Raw genomic sequence first — 24,246 nt, 5'->3', positions numbered from 1 at the left:
GGAAATAGCTTAATATAGTAGCTATTTCCCTGTAACCTTAAATCTGTGCTATGTCTGCCTATCATACAGATACAATGTTGATAATCTTACGAAAAATCGTACTGCTGCCCAACATTCAATATTTGAAATTATCCGCGCTTGCGCAAAAACATTATTTGTCTACCAAAACGATTGCCAGAAACTTTTCTGCTTGCTTTGATATACCACTTTCAAATTTGGCTCATGAACAGATCATGAAACAAGCTATTTGGCTACTTCTTACAACTGACAAAACAATTGAAAATATTTCGGATGAATTAGGATATTCAACTCGAAACAACTTTACACAGCAGTTTAAACGTGTGTATAGTCTTACCCCCGATGCACTACGCCGCTTAAAAAGGGCAACTAGATCAAATGCGTAGCATGAAGATCAACGTTTCAACAGGGTTGAAACATAGCTGGCTCCCGGTTATAACAACAACGCATCTACGTAGATACATATCTACGTAGATGCGTTGTTGTTATCGTTTTTTTCAGGATGCCTGTTCCAGCGGGGCCGCAAGGGAAGCGGCGATCTTCTGCGCGTAGTCCTTCTTGCGTTTGTCCGGTAGTCCTTTAATGTAGTTCTGCGCGGTCGCAAGGCTGGTCTGACCTAACGATTCCATCACGAACTCCGTGCTCTCCCCTGACCAAACGGCGTTGGATGCAAAGCTGTGCCGCGCTACGATGGTCGTAAGACGAGGCGGCAGGCCCAACTTTACGGCAATACGCTTCATCCAATTATTGACCAAACGGGTAAAATTCTGTACTCGCTTGCGAATTTCCCTATCCTCTGCCTGTGGCCCTAGCCCTGCCAAAATTGGAAATATGTAGCTGTTCGCTGTGCGTTTTTTGGTTCCCCAGCGGGCAATAATCTGTTGTATCTGGTCGCTCAATAAAATAATAATGGGGGGAATGTTCTTTTTCACATTGCGCACAATTTTTGCCCGGTATTTAATCACGATCAGGTCATCTTCGTAATTAGCTTCCCGCAGTAGGGCAATATCTTTCATATTGATGCCATTACTTAAAAACGTTAGCAACCAGAAATCTCGTGCCTGTTGCTCTTGCACACATTGGGGGTTATAATTGTAAATCAACCGAATGTCCTCAACTTCCAGCGCGCGCTTGTTATTATTACCTATTGGAATGGTGTAACCATCCCGGCTAAAGGGATACTCCATACTTTTTCCTCCCGGCTTTTTCATAGCACGTTTAAAAATATGCCGGATATTACGCAGGTAAATTCCGACAGTTGCAGCCGCATTGCCCCGGCTCTCCATCCAAAACTGATACGATTTTAAGAAATTAACGTTAATGAGGTCAACGGTAAAGCGGTTCGCATAGGATGCTAGAAACCTAAGCGCGGGAAGATATTCTGGCAGTATTGGAGTGGAAACATGGCCCCTTTTTCTTCCACTCCTGAACACATGGTAGGTCTGCAACTCCTGATATTGGAAAAATGCCAGTAGGCTATTGCAAGCGGTACGGTAGCCATCAATGGTGGATGCAGGGGCCTTGTCCTTTTCCAGTTCTTTAATCTTTTCCCATGCGATTTCGTTCATTAATGGCGGAGCCAGTACAATAACAGGTGCAAGGCACTCCTTTTTGTTATCGCTGGACACTTCCGCCATTGCCATTGGGGGAAGCGAAACAACAGGGGCCAGATTTGCCACTGTTGTTGGTGCTTCGATCTCTCCGGTATCGCCACTCTCGATGTAGCTGAAAAACTGGCGCTCAAATTCCTGCCAGCTAAAGGGGTTCAGTTGTTTCATTAACCTATCCGCCACCCGAAGGTGTTCATCCAATTTCTCCCGGACTTCCATTAAATCTTGTGGCAATTTTTTTCCAGTTAATAGCTGCTGGTATTGTTTTTTGGATACCGAAAGATTGAGGGCGCAATATTCCTGCTTGCCATTAATGGGGTAAAGTTGTAGCTTTAACGGGAAATTTCCTTTTGGTAATTTTTTGAGCTGATAGCGTGTGTCCTGGGTAATGCTTTTTCTTATCATGGGCTGCGTTTTTTGTTTGCATATTTTTGCATACAAAGTTCCCAAACCGGGGTCGTCTAATCAATAAAACAAAGGTTTTACAAAACACAGATCATTGATTTAGAATAAAATAAGAATATTGTTTTTTTATCATGTGAATTGCATCCGACTGTTAATCAGAGGGTCGCTGGTTCAAGTCCAGCAGGGGGAGCAAACAAAGCGTTACTCTTTTTATAAAAGATGGTAACGCTTTTCTTTTTATATCCAGGCATACTTGGTAAATTGATTACTGTCTTTTTTTGTTAACTGTACTTAATTTTATACTATTGAATATTAATAAGTTATAAATTATTTATTGATAACTTATCTTCTTTTTCATCAAAACCTCCTCTTTCTAGCGATTTTATATTATTTTTCAATCGTAAAGAATCGTCAGCTACAATTGTTTAAACTAGTATTGATTTTTAATTAAATCTATACCCCGGAAATAAATCAAAATAGCCTTATTCTGTTTTTAATGATGGTGGGAAACGCCGCTCTCCTATTGTCTTTGAAAACACTTCCTTATTTATTAACTCGACTATCCGCATGATTAAGTTATATCTTGCCCTCATCTCCTCTGGAACCAGGTTATCGAAAAATGAAATGGAGGTATCCACACTTTTATTAATTAACTCCCTTGCGTTTATTACTGGTAGTCTTTTATTGCTGATAGGATCTATTTTTTTCTTTTTAACTGACTCATATGCATTACTGATCGGTACAATCATAGAGAGTCTTTTTTTCGCTTTTGTTATTTTCTTAAATAGTAAAGGAAAATTTTTTTTCGCCAATATTTTTACCCTGTTCACACATTGTGTATTCGCGTTGTACTTCGCTTCGTTACTGGGAGAAACAATGCCAATAGTGGGTGTAGTATTGTTGTTATTTACGTTTCTGATCGGCGCCAGCCTTATTATCTACAGGAGTAACCAGATCCGAAATGTGATGCTGATCAGTACCTTGTTAATATTTGTAGCGGTTTTGCTGAATAATAACTATCATTTTATAAAGCCCATCAGCATGACGGTAGAAACAGCCTACATTGTGAATAAAGGTTGTTGGATCGGTATTATAGCGTTGATTGTTTTTGTAGTAAAATTCATCATTAAGCAGAACGATTATTTTTATACAGAAAAAGAGAAAGCCAACGAAGAAAAAGAAAAGGCCGTTGCCGAAGTGGCAGCAGCTAACCTCAATAAATCCCGTTACCTGGATGAAACTTCCCACGAATTAAGAACACCATTGAATACAATTGTTTCTTTGAGCGACACGCTGAAAGAAAAACTATCGGAGTGTAAAGCAGACCAGCAGTTATTGGAAGAGATCAACGTATTGAGCAGCGCCGCCAGGCTCTCCTATCAAATTGTGAACAATACGCTGGATTTCTCCAAACAGGAGATCGGGAAAGATATCAGGTCTGAAAAAATTGAATTTAATTTTTCTGATTTTCTTAGAGAAATTGCCAGCATTTATCACTTAAACGCGATCTGTTTTCACAAGAATATCCAGATTGTGAAAGAAAATATTCCTCCGTTTATTATTGAAGATAAACTGTCGCTTACCAAGATCATTAATAACCTGATCACGAATGCCATCAAATATTCTTCCGGCACCAATATTGAATTGGTAGTACAGGCAGAAAAAGAAACTATTTGCTTTGCTGTGATCAACGAAGGAGAAATTCCTCAACAGGAAATAGACACGATCTTTTTACCTTTTAACACCAATAAGAAATCAGTAGAGAGTACAGGTATTGGGTTAACCATCACTAAAAAACTGATAGAATTATTAGAAGGGGAAATCACCGTTACTTCCGCAGAAGGGAAAACTACTTTCCGGTTTAGGATCCCTCTGCGTATAGGATCAACCAATATGTTGTACCAGCAGGAACACAAAGATTATAATTTCGAGCATTGTAATATTTTAGTGATGGATGATGATCCTATGAACCTGATGGCGCTTACTTCTGCCCTAAAACTCAAAAATGGCGCTGTGCAGACGGCTACTAATGGGAAAGACGGATTAAAAATGATTTTAGAAGGACATTTCGACCTGGTAATTGCAGATCAGCATATGCCGTTTATGGGTGGCGACGAAGTGTTGGCCCGTATCAGGAACATGGAGCAGTATCGTACCCTTCCTTTTTTGATGATCACTGGTAATAACGACCCCGGCATCCACCAGCATTTAATGAGCATCGGCGCCAGTGGTAGTTTAGTGAAACCTGTTGCCAATCAACAGTTATACCAGGTTTTGGGCCAATATCTCCCCCAGCAGTGGACGGTGGCCTAAAAAATTTTGTTTTCGTTGGTTGAAATATTATATTGTTATAGCATAGAATTCTTTTATCTATGCTTTATCATTTCAAACACGCAACCGCCCTCACCTTTCATGAAATTAATCTCGTATGGAAATTTGTTGAAAATGACCTATGGGATACCATCGTTCCATGTCTGGTTACCTTCATCACGGCATTTTATTATTGTAAACTTCCGTTGAAAGCATTTCCAATTGCTTTTTTAATTGCCGTCATTTACACCTTCCTCTACATTCTGACCTTTTGCGTCACGAATCAATTGTATTCTGTAGAGGAAGACAGGCTCAATAAGCCTACCCGCCCTTTGGTAACAGGATTCGTTACCCTTCCGGAAGCGAAAAAACGATTGTTGATCTACAACATCCTTTTTATTGTTTCTGGCATTCTCTTTCATGTTTTTTTATTAGCCCTCGCCTGGATGATCATTACCTACATTCTTTGTAAGTATGGCTCTGCCCATTGGATCACTAAAAACCTTGTTTGTATTACAGCTGGCACCATTACGCTATTGGCCGCAGAATGGAAAATAGTTGGAGGCATAACAGGCGGTGTTTGGCAATTCATTATCATCCTTAGTTTCTGGGCTGGATTCGGATTGCCTGTTCAGGATATGAGAGACCAGGCAGGAGATAAAATCATGGGCAGGAAAACGCTTCCTTTGGCCATTGGTGATCTAAAAGCAAGGTATTTCTTATGCGCTTATTATTTCTCTGTCAGCCCCCTTTTGTTTGGCGCCGCTATTCTATCGCAGATAGACCTGAGCACCCTTTTCAGTAATACGCTGGTATTGGCTATTCTGGGTGTTCAAACGTGTTGGCACTGGGCTATTGGTGTAAGGCTCTTACTTAAGCGAACGCCCCAGGAAGATGATGCTACTTATCACTGGTTTGTGTACATGTTCATTATCGGCATTCCGTTGATATGTTTGTTCCGTAAGTAAATAGAATTGATAAGATTGTCTGTAATTATTTGCGCATTTAAAGATTGTTATGTTCTTCTTATTTAGTTGATAATTAAGTGAGTTAAATATTTTATTTGTTGACATGTTTATGTCTGCATGGCTTTGTATTGTGTATACTTACCTTTTTCCTTTTAGCGGAGAAGGCCACAGCGGGGTTAGAAGCATGCTTTTATTTTTCAGATTGGATTGTGGCTAACGGCAATGACTACTGCTTTGCCCTATCGGCCAACGTACTTGTGGGGAACTAACTTTATTTAGTTAATTTCGGCGTTGAAAATGCCGGTTAAATAATGAAAGCAAGCAGCAAATTTATAGCAGTAGAAGGATTGGATGGTGCTGGAAAGTCAACGCAAATAGCGCTTTTAACGGAATATCTCGCTTCCAGGAACGAAAAAACAAAGTTCGTACATTTTCCCCGGAGCAACCAGGGAGTGTTTGGAGAGCTGATCGCTAAATTTCTCCGGGGAGAATTCGGCGAGGTGAAAAATGTGCATCCACAATTAGTGGCGCTGTTATTTGCAGAAGACCGGAAAGAATTTGCCAGCACTATTTATCAATGGCTGGAAGAAGGTTATTTTGTGTTGGTAGACAGATATGTATTATCCAATATCGCTTTTCAATGTGCCAAATTATCTGCTGCCACAGAAAAACAATACCTGAGAAATTGGATATTGGATTTTGAATACCATTATAATAAGATACCCAAACCTGATTTCTCCATTTACCTTGATGTACCTTTTTCCTTCGTGGAAGCAGCGTTAGATAAGCGACGTGCCAACGAGAACAGAGATTACCTGCAAGGTAAAGATGACATTCATGAAAAGGACTACACGTTACAGCAGGCAGTAAAAAAAGAATATGATGCCTTGTTGGAAGCAGATAATAGTATTAACAGGATTGATTGCTTTAATGAAGCACAGCAAATGAGATCTGTTGCGGATATTCATGCAGAGATTGTGCAGTTGGTGAATAGCAGGATGGTATTATAATAACCGGGTGGGGATTGCTATATTTAGTTATCACTAAAATCTGAAAAGCATGAAAATTCCACATTGCGTAAAATCGCTTTCCCCTGGTGGGTATGTTGTCCCTCTTTTTTTTATCCTGGTTGTTATAGGCTGCCAGAAAAAAGCAATCAATGCTTCTCCCCAAAGTTCGTTGTATAATAAGAAGGCAGATATAATAACAGCCAATGCAGTACAACCCGTAAAATCGGAAGCATTGTTGGCCATGCAATGCTACAATAATGCATTTTATCATCAGTATGGTACCTACGGCCCTTCTTACAAAGCGTATTATTATTCAGACGTTACCCAGTCTGGCCGTATGGACTTCTGGCGACAGGCCGAGGCCATCGAAACGCTTATAGACGCATATACCATTAGCAACGATACAGACCTGAAAAACAAAATGGTATACCTCTATAATGGCATGCGCGATGCCTATGGGTTATTATGGTCGTCTAATAGCTATAATGATGATGTTATCTGGGGCGCATTGATGTGCATACGGGCCTTCCAGATTACCAACGATGGAGGTATGAAAGACATGGCGAAGAATAATTTTGATATGGTATGGTCTCGTGCCTGGGATACTAATCTGGGTGGCGGTCTTTGGTGGACCACCACCAATAATACCAAAAATGCCTGTGTAAATGCGCCTGCCGCTATTTGCGCCATGTATCTGTACCAGGCTACTGGTGATGCCAGTTACAAAACAAAGGCTCAGCAGATTGTAGACTGGATGGTCAGTAAATTATATGATGCCTCCACCGGTGAGGTAAAGGGTGCTATGAACGCTGCAGGTGCCATTACAGAGGGCGCCCGTACTTATACCCAAGGCACTTTTATCGGTGCTTGCAGTCTGTTGCATATAGCTTATCCAGGAGGTAACTATAAGAATATGGGAGCTAAAGCTATGGACTATACGAAAAATGTAATGTGCAACCCCGACGGTTTATTGCCCGATGAGTATGATACTGATGATTGCCAAGGCTTTAAAGCTATTTTTGCCCGTTGGGCCTGTAGGTTTGTACACGACCAAAGTTATCAGAGTACCTATGCCGCCTGGCTTAACTATAATGCTGCACAGGCTTGGGGCTACAGGAATTCTAACGGACTTATGTGGGGGCAATGGTGGCACAGAACGCCGGATAATTATGTTAATTCGTTTGAAACCACTTGCGGCATTGCGATGATGAATGGCGTATGGCTATTTTAAGTAGTATCGTTTCTTTTCATTTATGCGGGGAACGATGCTCTTTTTCGATCCCCGTTTTTTTATTTAGTAAGAATAGATTCTAATAATCTGATGGTGGCCAGTGGCGGTTTGGTGGTAAAAATTCCTTGTCCGTTGGTATTCCTCACGCCGCGTACAAAGCAATAAATAACGCCGCCAAATTGTGTTTCATAATTGAAGTTGGCGATCCGGCTTTCCAGGTATTTTTTTACGGCTACGGTATATATCAGGTATTGTAAATGGTAGTTGTTTTCGTTCATAGCGGCGGCCAGCCCGTCGTCGTTGTAATCGGCTACGTTATTTCCCAGGTAATTCGATTTCCAATCAAGGATATAGTACCGGTGCTGGTATTCAAAAAACAAATCTACTTTGCCATTCATGATGCCTTCCAATTCCTGTGAATGATATTCTGTAAAGCGTTTTACATTGATGTTCACGTTTTCGTCAGACAGTTCGTTCAGCAGGTTGGATTCAAATAAGGGAGCCGGAAAGTCGAATTCAAATTCGGTTAGCCGCTGATGCCGGCCTACAGACGAGAGTTGGAAGCTATGGCCATCAATGTGGATGGTAGTATACATTACCTGCTGCAGCATTTCGTGTAGGTGTTCCAGGTAGGCCTCCCTTTGTCCTGGTACGAACTTACGGATGGCTTCTTCGAGCCAATGTTCCCACTTGCTATTGTCGGAGAAGTGGATATTTTCAAAGATGAAGTGCAGCAGGTTACCGGTTTTAGCACCCCGGCGCAGTGTAGTGAAAATAAAATTATCGTAAGGGTCTGCTTGTTGAAACGACCGTAAACGTGGCCGCTGTGCTGGTTTGGCGGCCAGCATGGTATAGCTCATTTTGCGCCAGTTGGCTTCTTCCAGGTGAAAGGATACCGGCTCCCGGTTAGTTACCCTGTTTACCGGCGTTAATTGCTGCCGGTAGTTTTGTGCTGGTTTTTCAGGTGCAACGGAGAGCAACTCAATCAGTGACGGATCTGGTTGTGTGGCTTTAAGAGCATCAGTAAAAACAGACAGCGATGTATCTTTTGCTTTGAGGTTTTTAAAGATATAACATTTATATACTGCCCGGGTGATAGCCACGTAAATGAGGCGGCGGCGTTCCTGTTCCTGTTGTTGCAGGTAAGCTTCCATTTGCCCGTCTGACAGGCGTTTCTTTTCGGTGCCTACATACTCGCCGGTTTCCGGATTACGGAAGCTGATAAAGTCGATGTGTTTAGGTTCGGCCAGATCCAGGAAAGGCGCCAGTACAATTTTATATTCCAGTCCTTTACTTTTATGGATAGTGACAATGTTTACTGCTTCTTCGTCGCTTTCTACCCGCAAGGCATATTCGTCACCTTCTGTAGTCATACCGTCGATACCACGTTTGAGCCAGGAGATGAGGTCGCGCATAGAGAGGTTTTTACGGCTTTGCACCTGGTGCACCAGTTCGGTGATCTGGTAGAGATTCGTAATAATCCTTTCCCCGTTGGGAGTATGGTTGTCTAACAATACTTTGCGTACACCGAAGTCGGCAATGAACTCCATCAAGGCAGTATAGGCGCCATCCTGCAGCCACAGGTCATGATATTTGCCGAAGAGTTTCAGGGTTACTTCATCATCCAGTTGCAGGATGGTATGAGTATGAAACCCTGTAAAGGACGACAACAAAGCTTTGTTGATGTTCTGCCTGTCGGGTGTTTCCATGGCTTCCAGTAAATGCAGTACTTGTTGCGCTTCGTCGGTATTCAGTACTTTGTCGTCGTCGATGGTAACGGCCGGAATGCCTAGTTTTACCAATGCTTGTTTTACAGATTTACCTTCCTTGCCGGTACGTACCAGGATACCTATATCTGAAGGCGTAATAGCCCGGGAACCTTTATCCTGAATGATCTGGAAGGAGGTGTCCTGTAATAATTGTCCTATCTGAGCGGCAACGGCATCATATATTTTTTCTTTTGTTTCGCAGGAAATAATTGTGATGGGCACTTCCTTATGTTGGTGCCGGTAGAGGAAGCCTTTGTTATTTTCCGGTGGGCTTTCCACTTTACGGTATTCTATACTGTCTTGTTCCTTTCTGAAATCGAAGGTATCAAAGCCTGGTTCCGGGCGGAAGAAAAGGTTCATAGCATGGATCATATTTTCCGAAGAGCGGAAGTTGTGGTTCATGCTGTATAGGTGTTGCACCCCGTTGCGTGCATTGAAGTAAGTGAAAATGTCGGCTTTGCGCCAGGCATAAATACTTTGTTTAGGATCGCCGATGTAAAACAAGATGGTATTTTCACCAAAGGCTTTATCAAAGATTTCGAACTGTTGCCGGTCGGTATCTTGAAATTCATCTACAAACACGGCTTTGTACTTATGCTGTAATACTGCTACCAGTGCCGGGTTGTCTGTTTTTACCAGTGCCTGGTGCAGGTTGTTGATCAGATCGTCGTAGGTAAGCATGTTGCTACGCTCTTTATACAGCCGTACGCCGGTTTCTACTTCTTTAATGGCGATAGCATATAGCTGCCGCCGTATGTTCTTTACGACTTCTTCTGCGTTTTCGGCACTAGTCATTAGTGCTTCTATCTGCGGTAACAGATCGGCAAATATTTTAGTAAGGTATTTTGGCGGCGCCGGTTTCTTTAATGCTATTTGCAGCTCATTGATTAAAGCTTCCGGTGTAGCGATTAACGCTGGCCATCCTTTTTTAGCATAAGTATTGGCCTCACAGGCGGCTTTCAAAGGCGCTGCATGATCGGTAATATAAGTACACAGCGAGGCTATAATAATTTGTTGCTGTGCTTCCAGGGCCGATAGCTCCTGTAGCCAGGCATTTTGTTGGGTAGTGCTGATAGCATATACTTCTTCTTCCTGGAAGCCAAAATATTTTTTCCCCTTCAGGTGTTCTTGCAGGATCTGTAACATATGCGACCGCAGGTCTGTTTTGCTATCTTCATACCATACTTTCTCTAGTAAAGGCGCTTTGAGGGTGGTGACGTATTTCCGCCAGAATTTATTCAGTTCATCTTCTATAGTTGGCGTAATATCGGGCAATTTCTCTGCGCCAAACAGCTGATTGGTTTCGAAGGCAAATTCATTCAGGGTTTGCTGGCAAAATTTGTGGATGGTTAACACAGCTGTTTCATCCAGTAATAAAATAGCATCACGCAATTGTTGTTGTATGGGGTGTGGATTTTCCGGGTCAATTACGTTTAATACTGCATTCATGATATTATCGTCTGAAATGGCTTCTCCCCTGCTCACTTTATAAGCCTGGCGGATAAACTGACGGATGCGGTCTTCCAGTTCTGCCACAGCAGCATTGGTAAAGGTAACCATCAGTATTTCCTTGATAGACAGCTTTTGTTCCAATATTAGCCTCAGCACGAGTATAGCAATAGAGTAGGTTTTTCCGGTGCCCGCGCTGGCATCAATCAGGTTGCTGCCTTCAAGGGGAACGGTATCCGCTTCAAATGTGATATATTTATCTGTATCGATCATTTTCCTTTTTCCTTTTCGTAATAAGCCGGGAAAAGCGCTGGCAGTGGCGCCAGCAGCATTTCGCACAAATGCCGGAAGGTTTCCGGTACGCTTTCATCTTCAAAATATCCCTGGTGATATTCCTGTAGGATATATGGATCTGGGGTATGGTGGTCATTTGCCGTTACCTCTTTCTCTATCATTTTCTCAAAGTCTGCGGCATCCATCTCTGTAAAAGCATGTGGATTTATTTCAAAGCCGGGATAGAAAGGCATAATGCTTTGGAAACCGGCTTTATATGTTTTCACGAGGGTGGCTAAACGTAATTGGGCCTCTTCCTGCGTTAGCGCGATGGCCTGGAAGGCGTCTTGTTTGGCGGCGCCGGATATAAAGCACAGGTGTGCGATGCCTCCCGCAGCTACCCCTACCAAATAGCGTAAATAGGCTTCCACCAGGTATTTGGTTTCATGTTTAGACCACGACACCTGTACATAGGTATCGTCGAATACCTGGTTGATAGTACCTTTTAGCAGGATGTTCTCTATTTCCAGTGTTATATTCACCTGGGCAGGCGTTGCGTCTTTGGTAACGGCCTCGTATAGCGCCCGTACAGGAACAACCATATTTTCTATCTGGTGCAGCGCTACTTCCGCCATATTGCTAAGTGGCAGTTTACCTTTCTTTACCAGCGTGGATTGGAGGGTGTTATTACGGTCGGTCGTTACGGTCAGCAGTTTATTTTTAACAGACCATTGCTGTAGTTTATTGAGACGGAATATTTCCGTTTCTCCCAGCAGTAGCTGATCATCATTATAGTAAATGCCCAGTACCTTGTTATAATAAGCTTTGAACGGATTCCGGAAAAAGTTTACGAATTCATCGATGCTGATTTCCTCAAAGGAAGGGGGGGCAATTATTTTGTTGTTGACAATGACATTATGTTTTATCTGTGTAGGGGTATCCAGGTAGGTAAACAAGCGTTTATCCCCAAGCGCATATTTGCGGCTAAACCCTTGTAGGGGCTGCGGGGTTACCAGTATTTTACGGATGCCTTCTGCTTCAGGGATGCCGGCTTCTATATAATCCAGTAATTCATCTACCAATGCGGAGGGGGGCATATCGGTGTTGTTATTGGCATTTTTACCTACGTAACTGATGTACAGGTATTCTTTGGCAGACAATACTGTTTCCAGGAACAGGTGTTTATCATTTTCTTTCACGTTACGGTCGCCCCGTTGCCGCTGCTGCTCCATAATATTAAAACTGGATTGTTGATCCCGGCGTGGAAATTTATCGTAATTGAGGCCCATCAGTGCCACTACTTTAAAAGGAATACTACGCATCGGGATGAGAGAGCAGAAAGTAATGCCTCCATTTACAAACAATCCTGCCCGGGTATTGCCGGTGAGTGTTTTCAGGAAGCTATGGCTAAACACGTCAAAGGCTACCTGGTCGCCCATAAATTCGTGGAGCGCATTATAAGTGGTGAGCTCTTTCATCAGGTCTGTATAGTCTTCGTCTATTTCTTCCAGCGGTTCAAACACCAGGTTATGTAATACTCTTTCTGTATAGGCTACCCATTCTACAATGCTACGGGTGCGTTCTCTTTCGGCAATAGACGACATCAGCACTTCCGCAAAATGGCAGAAGCGGATGATTTCGTGTGCTTCGCTGCCTTCGAGAATATCCAGCGGAAAAAAGCCATCTTCCCCGGAACCATATTCTTCTTCCCCACTCATGCAAATACCATACATAATGCGTTTGATGCCATAGCGCCAGCTGACGAAGTGGGTTTCTTCCTTTTTGTTGCCGTTGATGCCGAACCGGATGTTGGCTGCTTCTACGATGCTGCGCAGATATACCGGGTTGGGCAGGTTAAAACGCTGACGGATATAGGAAAAGTCGAGCAGTTGCATAACCGCTTCCGCCTTGAAGTTTTCTGCTGTTATTTTCAGGATGGCCTGCAGGGCGTTAAAAAGATTATCGTTGTCGGTATAGCTTTCATCAGCAATAGTATACCGGAATTTATAAGGCGCATTGTTGAGCACTGCTTTTATATAGGGTGCATAGGCGTCTATATCGCTTACCATTACCACAATATCCCTTGGGGAAAGCGCTTCCTGCTTTTGGTCTATCAGGTATACGAGGTAGTTATACAGTACTTCCACTTCCCGGGCGATGGTATAGCAGGCATTGATGGTGAGTGAGCCGTCGGTGATGTCGTTGAGTGAAAGCGGGCTCCTGTTGGTGGTAGCGGCGGAGAAGATATCGTGTTGTATTTTATGTAGCAGGTTATCGGCTGCCGGTGCTACGATGCCTGTTTCTTCGTAGGCGTTAATAAAGGCGTCGTAGGCGAAGAAAAGGCCAAAGCTATCCTGGATGATCCTGCCCCAGCCGGTGAGCAGGGAGTTCCCGGCTTTGGCGTCTTGCAGGTCTTTGAGTCCTTTTTGCCGCCAGCGGGCAAGTTGTTTCTCGTTCCGGTCATCGAACCAGAAAACGGAAGGAGCCGGGTTGATGATGTGGAAATGTACATCAATGAATGCCGATAGTTCGTGTAAGATCTTTACGTGGTAAGCGGTGATAATAGATAGTCCGAATAGGTGGATGGCGGGCATTCTGGTGGTGAGGCCAGATTGCGTGCCTTTATGCTGCAGGGCATCCAGGATATAGTTACCTACGATGGTTTTATCTGGTAGTGCACCTCCTGATAGTTGTTTTACTTTTACCCATAGCCAGTGTTGCCAGCCGGCAGTGGCCATTCCTGGCGTATCTGTATGGGTCCACAACTGTATCATTTCCGGGCGGTATACCTGGTATTGGTCAAACAGGTCGGCAACTTTTTCTGATAGCGACATCCGTTTAAGATCGCTCTCGGGTCCGTTATTGATGTAGTAGTCGGCTACATGCGGGAATTTGGCAATAAATTCTTCCTGCCCGAGCAGCTTAAATACCAGCCAGCGGAGATTTTGTGGCGAAAGGACCTCTGTGTGTGGTCCTCCGAGAATGACGTATACCTGGTACAGCAGGTCGTTAGGTTTCAGGAAACGACAGTTGGCCGCAATACCCAAACGGTCTGCCAGCTGGAGTTTTAGCCAGTTGTTCATGCCTTCTGTTTGGGTAATAATATAGTGGGGCTGAAACACGCTGTTACCTGCCTGCTGCAGTTCCTGCGCCAGGCCAGACGATAAACTGTCCAGTGAATTAGATACTTTTAAAAACAATGCCATTACACTATCCTTTTATTTTTCCTGAGCGGCATTACATCCCTCGTTTATTTAATTTCCTGGAACCGGGTTGCAATGCCAGAAGCTCTTTCTACGAAGCGTTCGGCTGCCATCAGTATTACTTCCGGCGAACCTTGTACGTAGACTTTCGATTTGGCGCGGCTTACTGCGGTATACAACAATTCCCGCGTAAGAATAGGCACGTCGGTGGTATCCGGTAATATTACCAGTACTTCCCCGAATTCAGATCCCTGGCTTTTGTGGATGGTCATTGCAAAGGCAGTTTCTGCCTGGGTAAGGTACCCGGGGAGTACGGCTTTCAGTTGGCCGTTGCTGTCTTCGAACCAGGCCATGAGTGCTCCTTTTTCATCCGGGCGTATAATGCCGGTATCGCCGTTAAACAGTCCGTGTTCGTAATAGTTACGGGTGAGGATAATTGGGCGGTTTTCGTAAAAGGGCGTATGGGCGCTGATCAATCTTTTATCGTATAAGTATTTTTCTATTTGTTTGTTCACCGCATAGAGTCCTTGTGGTCCTTCCCTTACGGCGGTGAGTACACGTTGGGCATTGAGCAACCGGAGGGCCGTTGCAATGTCCTTTTCTGTGATAAAGGCCGCATAGCGGGCTATAAAGTCATTGAACAGCTGGGCATTAGACGTAGGGTCTATGATCACCTGTTCATCTGCCGAAGGCGGAAAAAAAGACCTGATCACGGGTACATTATTGGCAATAATGGCCTTACTGAATTTACCGATACCAGTATTGCCTGTGAACCGGTGGCTGTGTCTCAGCTCTACCAGGTGCTGGAACAGCGGGTGTTGGTGGTTGCTTTCCTGGGTAAGCGGTATGTGCTTTTGTTCATCCGCCATGAAGCTGTTGATAAAGCGGCGGCGCTCTGGGGTAAACAGGTTCAGGGTTCCCTGGGCCTGACAAAGGTCGCCAAATAAACTACCTGCTTCTACAGATGCCAGTTGGTCTTTATCGCCTAACAGTATAAGGCGGGTATGCGGATCGATGGCATCTAATAGTTTAGCGAATAAGGCTACATCTATCATGGAGCACTCATCGATGATTACTACATTGTAGTTGAGCGGGTGCTCCTTATTATGCTTAAAGTAAGGACTCCCACTGGTAGATTTCAGCAACCGGTGAATAGTAGCCGGTTGCAACAGCCGGAATTTATCGGTGATAGTGTTATCGGCGCCGATAGGTGTATTGCGCAGGCTTTCCGCCATCCGGGCGGCGGCTTTTCCGGTAGGTGCGGCCAACGCTACTTTCAATGCAGGATCGGTAGCATATAAGATGGCCAGGAGTTTGGCTACCGTAGTAGTTTTACCGGTACCTGGCCCGCCGGTGATGATGGTAAAGTTATGTAATACGCCGGTAATAGCAGCTGCTAGCTGCCAGTCGGCTGGCTCGTTGTTGGCAGTGGCAGTGGCCGTAGTGGCAAATAGTTGCCGGATAAGTGGCTGCTGGCTTTCCAGTAAGGCCATTCTTTCCGGTAACAGTTTTTTTTCTGCTGCCAGGAATTGTTGGATATGCTGCAGAAAAGCCGTTTCGTAGCGGAAATAACGTTGCAGGTATAGCCGGTCCTGGTAAATAACAAAGGGCTGTTTATCGTCGCCATGCCTACCTACCAACGGTATTTTTTCCAGGATGCTGTTGCTGGTTTCCAGCTTTTTGTAAGCTTCCGGGAGTTGTTCTTCTGCTTCTTTTATTTTGTCAAGATGAAGGCAGATATGCCCCTCGCTTCCTTTTTTAGATAACAGGTAAGCGTATGGTTTTAATGCTGGTATATCAAAATACTCAGCAAATTGTTGGTGTACATCATTCAGGGTGGGTATATATCGCATTCTTACCAGACACTTGAAAAGATTAAAGTACGATTTTTTTTGCTACGGCTGAAAAGCTGTATTTTAACGGAAACCTGTACCTGTTTGTATACTACGCCAAAGCAATTCCCAGTCACTGTTGTGTTAATAACAACTGCTTTTTATCCGTTAAATCCCAGGAGTAACCGTGGATAAAATCAGTCAGCAGAAAGCAAATGTTTTCCTGTTGGGAGCTTGTGCAAATTACGAATTACGTTTATTAAAACATGCAACAATTAATATTGAAGTGGGGATAGATATGGGCCTGGCTTATACTTATTCCGATTGGGCAGGCAGCGGCCAGGAGAGGTTTGGGCGGTTGTTTAATCTGCAATGAGTTGTAAATGAGTATATTATATTGTCCGGCATACGTTTGAACCTGGGTTATGTGATCTGGTAAATTGCGTAAATTAGCTGTTCAAACCATAAAATATGTCGTCCAGGATAGTAAAGCAGGTAATCGTGATGCGTAAGGACCTGAATATGCGCAAAGGAAAAATGATAGCCCAGGGAGCGCATGCGTCCATTGCGTTTCTTACAAAGCATGCTACCATAGAGGGGTATACTTTACAGACCCATTTGAGGAATCCGGAAGAAGTAACGGAGTGGTTAACCAAAGGATTTACCAAGATCTGTTTGTCGGTAGACTCAGAAGAGGATCTGGAGCGGGTATACCAGCAGGCGGTAGAGGATGGTCTGAATGCTACGTTGATAATAGATTCGGGGTTAACGGAGTTCGGCGGTACGCCTACTAAAACCTGTTGTGCGATAGGGCCTAATTTAAATGAAGCAATAGACCGTATCACCAAGGATTTAAAACTTTTATAGTCTAATCTTCCTCTCCTACTACATCAGTTGCTACTACACGGCCTATTTGACCGTCTTCCAGACGTACTTTAATACCGCGTGAATGAAAGGCGGCGGAAGTAAGAATGTCTTTTACAATGCCATAGGTTTTTTTGCCGTTACGCTGGTCTTTTTTCAGGATGATGGCTACTTCCAAGCCAGGGTAAATATCTTTTCTGTATTGTCCGTCCATATGCAGTATATGTTAAAAGAGTCAGCTGTAAAGCTAACCCTTTTCTCCTATTTATTTGGAAACGAAGATCTGCCGCAGTTGCTCTATCAGTGCTCCGTTTCCGCTTACACTAATATTGCTGATCTTTTCCGCTATCTTTTCTACGTACTCACAAAAGGGTTAAACAAAATAAAATGGGTGCTGGCGGGGATCGAACCCTGATCTTCCGGTTCACAGCCGGATATTCTACCATTAAACTACTAGCACCATGTATGTGTTGGCCCAACCGGATTCGAACCGGTAACCTGCTGCATATAAGGCAGATGCTCTAACCGTTGAGCTACGGGCCAGTTTTATTTTTAGCAAACAAGGTTAGGATTCCGATTTTACTATACTTGTTTGCATGAAGGGTCCGGTTGTATATAAACAGGCTGCTATAGCCTTTTATACACAAAAAAACCGATCGTTTTCGCGACCGGTTTTACTATAATAAACATAAATGATGCTTATGTTAGCAGACCTCCGGTCGTTTGAAATATTTGGTATAGGCATGGCCTATATGTAACAGGATATTGTTACGGTGAATACTATATACTATGTATTGGTAAGGCATTTATATGTGCGTTGTTTTCATTTTTCAGGGTATAAAAAAAGCCCCGCAATCTCTTGCGGGGCCTGTGTTATATCGAATTCGTTGGTTTAACTTATTCAGTAGCATAACATGCCCCGCCACGTGTATAGTCCCCTATCAGACTAAACCCGTTTTTATGTAATTGATGTATAATTGTGCGGTACATGTTTCTGTATTTTTTTAACACTGCAAAGATGAAACTATTTTTTTATAAAAAACAGTTTTAGTAAATATTTTTTTCTGACTAGATAACTGGCACCTACTATCAGTAATGTGTACACGTTATTGCAATAACGTTAATCAAACTTAAATAACCTCCTGTAATTTCCTTAAGGTACAGATATTAACTATCGATTAACCAAACCCAGCAATCCTTTTTGGATGAATAATCTCCTTATAATAAACAATGTTTCAAAGTAATAGTAAGCATCAAATTTTATTTATGTTTTAAGTGAATTGATAGGACCATACTTATTATTGCAATGTATTAATAACGGCATATTTAAAAACAACTTTAAAGTATGAAATATTCAATTCTTCATGTAGATGACGATGTAGTGTTTTGCCGTGTAGTAAAACAGGTGCTGAATAGGGATGGATTCAATGTGTGTAATGTGCATAATGGGAGTAATGCCTGGGATTTGTTGTCCACGATTAGCTTCGACTGCTATCTTTTGGACATATCTATGCCAGGTATGGATGGTATTTCCTTAGGACAACTGATCAGGGCCAGGTACCCATGGACGCCCATTGTGTTTTTTACAGGAGAGAACCCGGAGCAGATCTGGCAGGAGGTATATGGGCGAGGTGGTGGAACCGGACTAATTTCAAAGTATGCCAGTATGATGGGGCTGGCGCCTTTGTTGAACAAGCATATTATATCACATCATTCACTTAAATAGATGAAATATGAATAAAAGTCACCAGCTTTCTACTAATATTTTTTACGATCCGATGAGCCGTATTATTGAGCATAGGAGGGATAACGGTAAGCCGCCACTTTTCGAGCCAATACGTCTGATGCCTATGGAAAACCAGTTGTTTGAAATGTTGCATGAAAGATATCGTGAGGAATTGAGCCAGGAGGAAATTATGAAAGCACTGTGGAGGAAAATAAAACGGGGATCTTTGCGCGATTTGGTTTGTAAGTTGAACAGGAAGTTGAAGAAAACCGATTATCTGAAAGTTTACACTGTTAGGGCGAAGACATGTCGACTGGACCGGATGGTACAGCGTTAGTGTATTATTTGTTATCGTTAGGATGGTTGTTGTGCTTTGCTAGTGCTCCTCTTTTCTTATCATAAACGTTTACATGTAATTAACTATTTACATTTTATTAATACACTCGGTTCTTAAATTGAGTGCCAGACAGAATCTTGTTTAGATTCTGGATCACTTAGATCAGAAGTAAGTTACTTTGATCTATGAAGTATATTTTACCTTTCTTAATCAGCTATAAAGCAATAGTTGCAAAGTCGTGCCTACATATTTGTGGCAAATATTCGTATGTCCTTTACCTGTATAAATTCCCCGTTAGTTTTTCACGATGCAGCAAAGGGTAAATGAGGCTTATGCTTTAATGGTAAAAAAATACACATACTGGCGATAGAAGGTACCATTAGTGTGGCGCCAATTTTTGATTATATAAATACCACCTATGATTTATCCAATCGGAAAGTCGAGGTATAACTCTGACTCTCGTAGGTTTACTGCACCTGATGGGAAAGAGAAAAAGCTTACGCCTACCCAGGGCCGGTTATTTAAATGCCTGATTGAGAATAAAAATAAGACGGTGCCTAAAGCGACGTTGCTGGGTATATTGGGCCGGGAGGAGAACTGCAAAAAGGGTAATCATACTTTGTATGTATTTATTGGCCGGCTTAAGAAGGTGATTAAAGCGGATGGACATCTGGAAATAGATACTTCCTACGGGAAAGGCTATGGGCTAAAGGAGCATGAATGGGGGAAATAATATTTATTTTGTATGGTAAGTTTTACTAACTAATAATTTTTCATAAGTTTTAATGCTGTTTAGTGACCCTTTTTTCAATTGTTAACCCTATTTTTATTTATAACAGCAACCAATGAGCAGTATCGTGCTGTAGATCAGCAAATGAGTGATCCGGTAAATATAGGTATCTGTTTTATCATTACTATTTGGCCAGCCTATCGTAATAATAAAGGCAATGAAATGTGCCGGAAGTATGGCAATAAAGGGCATCAGCCAGATAATAGCGGAGGTTAAGGCGATGCGTACCGATAAATGCATAAATTGAATGCAGATCAACAAAGTGGTAAAATAAACAAGGTAAACGATTAATAATTCCAGGAAACGTTTTTTCATAGGGAGGTAATCATACCTTAAACTTAATAAATAAACATTGACCAGTTATCAGTCAGGCCAATGTTTATTTTCAGGACATTAGAATTTCCCCTGTCGGCTTATATAACAGGTATGTCTTCGTTTCCAATGCTTTTAAAGAAGATGACCTGTATAGCAACGGTAAAGACTATTTTAAGGAGGTAAGGCTCCTGCCGATTGAACGCCTATACGAATTGGTAAAAGAACATATTGCTGCATTTGCCTGAATCCCCATTTTTATTGACTAATAGATGTATCTGCCGTTGCAAATCCCCCTTATTCTCCCTATTTTTATCTAACATGTCCATCTACTGCTTACCTAATACGATCCACGAATTCAAGTCGCAGTTCGACTTGTTGTATCCCCGGCTTTGCCAGTTTGCTCATCGCATGACACCAGATAGTATTACCGCAGAAGTTATTGTGCAGGAAGCCTTTATTGCTTATTGGCCTAATCGCCATCAGCACGGCGATATAGAAAATTACCTGTATTTCCACGTAAGGAGCGCCTGTGGTAACTGTGGAGAGGCCGTAATAAAGGGTAGGCCTATCTATAATTCAGCTAAGGCTTGGAAGCGGGTAATGGCGAAGCTGCATACAGGTATTCCCTGGGTGAAATTGGTGATTACCCTGTTGACGGTGGTATTGGCGGCTATCTTGAAATGGTGGTACACTACGGCTTTACTTATACCCTGCCGCCTGTAATTCAAATAGTTCTGCATAGCGTCCTTGCTGAGCCAGTAACTCTTCATGGCTGCCAATTTCAATGAGTTTGCCTTGCTCTAATACGAGGATGCGGTTGGCCATGCGAACGGTAGAAAAGCGGTGAGATATTAATACAGCGGTTTTATCTTTAGTGAGGTCGGCGAAGCGGAGGAATACGTTGTATTCGGCGCGGGCATCGAGTGCGGAGGTGGGCTCATCAAGAATCAGCAGTTGTGCATCTTTCATGTAGGCCCGGGCCAGGGCAATTTTTTGCCATTCACCACCAGAGAGCTCTATCCCCTGGTTAAAGCGGCGGCCCAGCATCTGTTCGTAGCCCTGCGGCATTTTTTCGATCAACGGGGCGGCCAGGCTTTGGCGGGCGGCATCTGTTATAAGGGGCATGTTATGGCTTTGAGGGATATTACCTACTGCGATGTTCTGGGCTACCGTCATCTGGTAGCGCTGGAAATCCTGGAAGATAACGCCGATCTGTGTACGGAGATCTTTCAGGTCATATTCCCGGAGGTCAACGCCATCCAAGAGGATGCGGCCTTCTACTGGATCGTATAGGCGAGACAATAGTTTTACCAGGGTGGTTTTACCGGCCCCGTTCTCTCCTACCAGGGCCAGTTTTTCGCCGGCATGCAAGGTAAAGTTAAGGTGGCGGATGGCCCATTTTTCTGCATTCAGGTATTTAAATCCCACATCTTCGAAGGTAAATCCTTGTTGGATGGGCCTTGGAAATGGCTTTGGATGTGGAGGATTCACCATTTTAGGCGTTATCTCAAAAAAATCGAACAGATCGCGTAGATACAGGGCTCCCTGGGTGACGCTCGAAAACCGGATCAGGATACCCTGAAAGGTGGTGCGCAGTTGCCGGAAGGAACCGGCCAGGAAGGCGAGGTCGCCGATACTAAGTCTTCCATTGATGGTTTGCAGAATAATGATCACGTAGGCGGCATAATAGCCGGCGGCGCCTACTACGGCGAATATCGTACCCCAGAGGGAGTCTTTTACCTGCAGATTTTTTTTATCCTGATAAAACTTATTGGAGATAGTCTGGAAACGGTGGATGAGGAAGTTGGAGAGATTGAAAAGCTTTACCTCCTTGGCTGTTTCATCGCTGGCTCCCAGGTAGCGGATATAATCCAGTTCCCGTCGATCGGAAGTTTGGCCCCAGGCCAGTTTATAATACAGGTCGTTGAAATGTGATTCATTCAGGAAGGCAGGTATAACGGCTACCAGTAATAGGAGGATCAGCCAGGGATTGAAGAATATCAGGCCCGCAGCCAGGAATATGATGGTAATGATATCTTGTACCTGACTTAATACTTGGGCTAGCAAAATGGTTCTGCCAGTGGTTTGCTGGCGGGCGCGCTCCAGTTTATCGTAGAAAGTGGCGTCTTCAAACTGGTCGAGGTCCAGGATGGCAGCATGCTCCATGATCTTAACAGAGGTATGGTTGGCGAATAGGTCGCCCAGGAGGCCATCAAGTAAGGAAATAGCGCGGCCCAGGGCATCGGAGAGAATGGCGATGCCTAATTCCAGTCCCACCAACTGCCATAATAAGCTGCTGGATTGGGTAGTATGGTTGCTGAGATGTACTACCTGGTCTATAATCAACTTTCCAACATATAAGAGGGAAAGCGGCATAGCCGATTGTGCTACGCGCAGCAGGGTATTGGCGATTGTTAGGCCAGGACTGGTTTGCCATACCATCCGGAAAAAGGCTGGGAGGTTACGCAGTGCTGCCAGGCGTTCTTTAAAGGTTAGTTCTTCGCTTTTAGCCGGTCGTTTTCTTCCTATTGCACTCATGCGAGGAAGTTACGAAAACGGTGCCGACAAAAAAAGCGGGTGACCGGATCACTGATTTTATTTAAATTTGATAACATGTGAATTAAACCGGATCATGTCATGATTATCTTTCTCCTCTCTTTATTGGTTATCGTATGTTTATTGGTGGCAGCTGTGGTATACGCCATTAATGGACAGGCCAGGCAATGGGCCGAATCTGAAGATTAGGCTACATTATTATTGCAATTATTTATTCGTTGGGTATCGCCATCCTGCTTGGGAAAGGCTAGGCTTTGTGATAGTATTTGTCAAGATACTAGGGGGAATTTTATTTTATCGCGTTATATCTGTGTACTGTAGCATTTAATCAGTAATACTCTGAATATGCGTGAAAAAAAGAATGTGTTAATTTACCTGGCAGAAAAAGATTGGCTGATCATGAGCCTGTGGTTCGGTCTTGCTTTTTTAGGCGCCGTAATGGAAATTTCCAGAGGTAACATTAATAATTTCCTCATATTTAAAAATGTATTTTTTCACGTGTTGCATCAACAGCCATTGTATATTCCTTACCCCGCAACATATTTAGATGTAAACCTTTACGGACCTGTATTCAGTATGATGATTGCCCCTTTCGCAGGGTTAGATACCCACCTTGGAGCTCTTTTATGGGCTTTGGCTGGTGCGGCTATGCTATTTTATGCGATCCGGGAGCTGCCTCTCAACCGCTTGCAACAAAACATCATCCTGCTGCTATGCACCCAGGAAATGATGGGTGCAAGCGGTTGGTTTCAGCTGAATCAGTTTATCGGGGCTTTTATCATTCTTACTTTTACCAGTATTATTAAAGGAAGGGATTTGTGGGCGGCTTTTTTAATTGTATTAGGCACACTCACCAAGTTTTATGGCGTAGTTGGGTTGGCCTTCATCTTCTTTAGTGCTAATCCTAAACGGTTTATTGGTGGGCTTTTCCTTTGGGCGGCCGTATTGTTTGTATTGCCCATGGCTATTTCTTCCCCTCATTTTATTATCCAGTCATATTTCGATTGGTTTGCCGCTATTGTGCATAAGAACGAATTGAACGTGGGCAAGCTGGTCACTTTCCAGGATATTTCCGCGGGAGGTTTCATTAAGCGAGTGTTCTGCATCCCGGGGTTGAGTAATATGGCGGTATTGATACCTGCTATAATATTGTTTTTATTACAGTATACCCAGCTGAAATACCGTTATAATTCCCGTTATCGTTTATATATTTTATGTTCCACGCTTATGTTCCCGGTGCTGTTTAGCACCAGTTCGGAATCACCTACTTATATCATCGCTGTACCGGCTATCTGTATTTGGTACGTACTGCAGCCATTTAACCGGTTAAATAATACATTAATATTTTTTGGAATATTATTAGTAAGTTTCTCACATTCAGATATCTTAACACCTTGGTTTAGAAGCCATATTGCGGTGCCTTATGCCATCAAAGCCTTGCCCTGCTTAGTATTGTGGTTATGGTTAGCTTATGAAATTTTAACTCAGAAATTTTTGTTAAAAAAAGCACATTCTTCCGCACCTGCAAAGGAATTACAGCCTATTACCCATTCTTAAAAAAATAGTGAAAAAAGTAACAT

Annotated in this window: 20 protein-coding genes and 2 tRNA genes; 12 read left to right on the top strand and 10 right to left on the bottom strand. The window is 43.1% G+C overall.

Annotated features, from left to right (window positions below; all coding sequences use genetic code 11):
* Positions 1 to 50 precede the first annotated feature (50 nt).
* Entirely contained in the window at positions 51 to 404 is a 354-nt protein-coding gene (locus ACDQ55_RS02950) for a helix-turn-helix domain-containing protein (RefSeq protein ID WP_420979582.1), read from the top strand.
* 111 nt (positions 405 to 515) lie between these two features.
* Here ACDQ55_RS02950 and ACDQ55_RS02945 read toward each other — a convergent pair whose 3' ends face one another.
* Positions 516 to 2,033 carry a tyrosine-type recombinase/integrase gene (locus tag ACDQ55_RS02945; protein WP_420979580.1) on the bottom strand — a complete coding sequence of 506 codons (1,518 nt, stop codon included), beginning with the start codon at positions 2,031 to 2,033 and terminating at the stop codon, positions 516 to 518.
* 482 nt (positions 2,034 to 2,515) lie between these two features.
* Positions 2,516 to 2,782, bottom strand: coding sequence for a hypothetical protein (locus ACDQ55_RS02940; RefSeq protein ID WP_420979579.1), 267 nt, complete (start codon positions 2,780 to 2,782; stop codon positions 2,516 to 2,518).
* A 127-nt stretch (positions 2,783 to 2,909) separates the two neighbouring features.
* Here ACDQ55_RS02940 and ACDQ55_RS02935 point away from each other — a divergent pair, with 127 nt between their 5' ends.
* From ACDQ55_RS02935 to ACDQ55_RS02920, 4 genes are all read left to right on the top strand, one after another.
* On the top strand, positions 2,910 to 4,346 hold the full coding sequence (locus ACDQ55_RS02935; protein ID WP_420979577.1) for a hybrid sensor histidine kinase/response regulator: 1,437 nt from the start codon (positions 2,910 to 2,912) through the stop codon (positions 4,344 to 4,346).
* A 59-nt stretch (positions 4,347 to 4,405) separates the two neighbouring features.
* The gene (locus ACDQ55_RS02930) at positions 4,406 to 5,311 is read left to right on the top strand and encodes a UbiA family prenyltransferase (protein WP_420979576.1); all 906 of its coding nucleotides are present in this window, start codon (positions 4,406 to 4,408) and stop codon (positions 5,309 to 5,311) included.
* 311 nt (positions 5,312 to 5,622) lie between these two features.
* Positions 5,623 to 6,321 (top strand): dTMP kinase, encoded by a 699-nt coding sequence (gene tmk / locus ACDQ55_RS02925; RefSeq protein WP_420979574.1) that lies wholly within the window; start codon positions 5,623 to 5,625, stop codon positions 6,319 to 6,321.
* 49 nt (positions 6,322 to 6,370) lie between these two features.
* Entirely contained in the window at positions 6,371 to 7,552 is a 1,182-nt protein-coding gene (locus ACDQ55_RS02920) for a glycoside hydrolase family 76 protein (protein WP_420979573.1), read from the top strand.
* Between the two features lie 59 nt (positions 7,553 to 7,611).
* Here ACDQ55_RS02920 and recB read toward each other — a convergent pair whose 3' ends face one another.
* The 3 genes from recB to recD are packed head-to-tail and all read right to left on the bottom strand — an operon-like array spanning position 7,612 to position 16,099.
* Positions 7,612 to 11,109, bottom strand: coding sequence for an exodeoxyribonuclease V subunit beta (gene recB / locus ACDQ55_RS02915; protein WP_420979572.1), 3,498 nt, complete (start codon positions 11,107 to 11,109; stop codon positions 7,612 to 7,614).
* Positions 11,040 to 14,249, bottom strand: a complete 3,210-nt coding sequence (recC, locus tag ACDQ55_RS02910) for an exodeoxyribonuclease V subunit gamma (protein WP_420979569.1) — start codon at positions 14,247 to 14,249, stop codon at positions 11,040 to 11,042. Before recC ends, recB begins: the two co-directional genes overlap by 70 nt.
* 44 nt (positions 14,250 to 14,293) lie before the next feature.
* On the bottom strand, positions 14,294 to 16,099 hold the full coding sequence (recD, locus tag ACDQ55_RS02905; protein ID WP_420979568.1) for an exodeoxyribonuclease V subunit alpha: 1,806 nt from the start codon (positions 16,097 to 16,099) through the stop codon (positions 14,294 to 14,296).
* Positions 16,100 to 16,265: 166 nt separating this feature from the next.
* On the opposite strand from recD, the gene ACDQ55_RS02900 reads away from it, so the two are divergent.
* Complete coding sequence (locus ACDQ55_RS02900; RefSeq protein WP_420979567.1) at positions 16,266 to 16,454, top strand: hypothetical protein; 189 nt, start codon at positions 16,266 to 16,268, stop codon at positions 16,452 to 16,454.
* Positions 16,455 to 16,549: 95 nt separating this feature from the next.
* Entirely contained in the window at positions 16,550 to 16,945 is a 396-nt protein-coding gene (gene pth2, locus ACDQ55_RS02895; RefSeq protein WP_420979566.1) for an aminoacyl-tRNA hydrolase, read from the top strand.
* Between the two features lies 1 nt (position 16,946).
* On the opposite strand, the gene ACDQ55_RS02890 is transcribed toward pth2, so the two are convergent.
* From ACDQ55_RS02890 to ACDQ55_RS02880, 3 genes are all read right to left on the bottom strand, one after another.
* Positions 16,947 to 17,156 carry a YwbE family protein gene (locus ACDQ55_RS02890; protein ID WP_420979565.1) on the bottom strand — a complete coding sequence of 70 codons (210 nt, stop codon included), beginning with the start codon at positions 17,154 to 17,156 and terminating at the stop codon, positions 16,947 to 16,949.
* A 175-nt stretch (positions 17,157 to 17,331) separates the two neighbouring features.
* Positions 17,332 to 17,403 (bottom strand) — tRNA-His (locus ACDQ55_RS02885).
* A 9-nt stretch (positions 17,404 to 17,412) separates the two neighbouring features.
* Positions 17,413 to 17,485: transfer RNA gene (locus ACDQ55_RS02880), tRNA-Ile, on the bottom strand.
* 802 nt (positions 17,486 to 18,287) lie between these two features.
* Between ACDQ55_RS02880 and ACDQ55_RS02875 the strand changes: the two genes are divergently transcribed.
* The 3 genes from ACDQ55_RS02875 (at position 18,288) to ACDQ55_RS02865 (ending at position 19,738) form a co-directional block, all read left to right on the top strand.
* The gene (locus ACDQ55_RS02875) at positions 18,288 to 18,668 is read left to right on the top strand and encodes a response regulator (RefSeq protein WP_420979564.1); all 381 of its coding nucleotides are present in this window, start codon (positions 18,288 to 18,290) and stop codon (positions 18,666 to 18,668) included.
* Positions 18,669 to 18,675: 7 nt separating this feature from the next.
* The gene (locus ACDQ55_RS02870) at positions 18,676 to 19,005 is read left to right on the top strand and encodes a hypothetical protein (protein WP_420979563.1); all 330 of its coding nucleotides are present in this window, start codon (positions 18,676 to 18,678) and stop codon (positions 19,003 to 19,005) included.
* Positions 19,006 to 19,423: 418 nt separating this feature from the next.
* Entirely contained in the window at positions 19,424 to 19,738 is a 315-nt protein-coding gene (locus ACDQ55_RS02865; protein WP_420979562.1) for a winged helix-turn-helix domain-containing protein, read from the top strand.
* 93 nt (positions 19,739 to 19,831) lie between these two features.
* On the opposite strand, the gene ACDQ55_RS02860 is transcribed toward ACDQ55_RS02865, so the two are convergent.
* Positions 19,832 to 20,110 carry a hypothetical protein gene (locus ACDQ55_RS02860; protein WP_420979561.1) on the bottom strand — a complete coding sequence of 93 codons (279 nt, stop codon included), beginning with the start codon at positions 20,108 to 20,110 and terminating at the stop codon, positions 19,832 to 19,834.
* Positions 20,111 to 20,428: 318 nt separating this feature from the next.
* Between ACDQ55_RS02860 and ACDQ55_RS02855 the strand changes: the two genes are divergently transcribed.
* Positions 20,429 to 20,833, top strand: a complete 405-nt coding sequence (locus ACDQ55_RS02855; protein WP_420979560.1) for a hypothetical protein — start codon at positions 20,429 to 20,431, stop codon at positions 20,831 to 20,833.
* On the opposite strand, the gene ACDQ55_RS02850 is transcribed toward ACDQ55_RS02855, so the two are convergent.
* Positions 20,810 to 22,648 carry an ABC transporter ATP-binding protein gene (locus ACDQ55_RS02850; RefSeq protein ID WP_420979558.1) on the bottom strand — a complete coding sequence of 613 codons (1,839 nt, stop codon included), beginning with the start codon at positions 22,646 to 22,648 and terminating at the stop codon, positions 20,810 to 20,812. The genes ACDQ55_RS02855 and ACDQ55_RS02850 overlap by 24 nt on opposite strands.
* Positions 22,649 to 23,011: 363 nt before the next feature.
* Between ACDQ55_RS02850 and ACDQ55_RS02845 the strand changes: the two genes are divergently transcribed.
* On the top strand, positions 23,012 to 24,223 hold the full coding sequence (locus tag ACDQ55_RS02845; RefSeq protein WP_420979557.1) for a glycosyltransferase family 87 protein: 1,212 nt from the start codon (positions 23,012 to 23,014) through the stop codon (positions 24,221 to 24,223).
* Positions 24,224 to 24,246 lie beyond the last annotated feature (23 nt).

Origin of the sequence: Chitinophaga sp. 30R24, assembly GCF_049056765.1 — a bacterium.
Lineage (GTDB): Bacteria > Bacteroidota > Bacteroidia > Chitinophagales > Chitinophagaceae > Chitinophaga.
The sequence above is the reverse complement of the archived record's forward strand: the minus strand, read 5'-3'. Positions and strand labels throughout refer to the sequence as shown.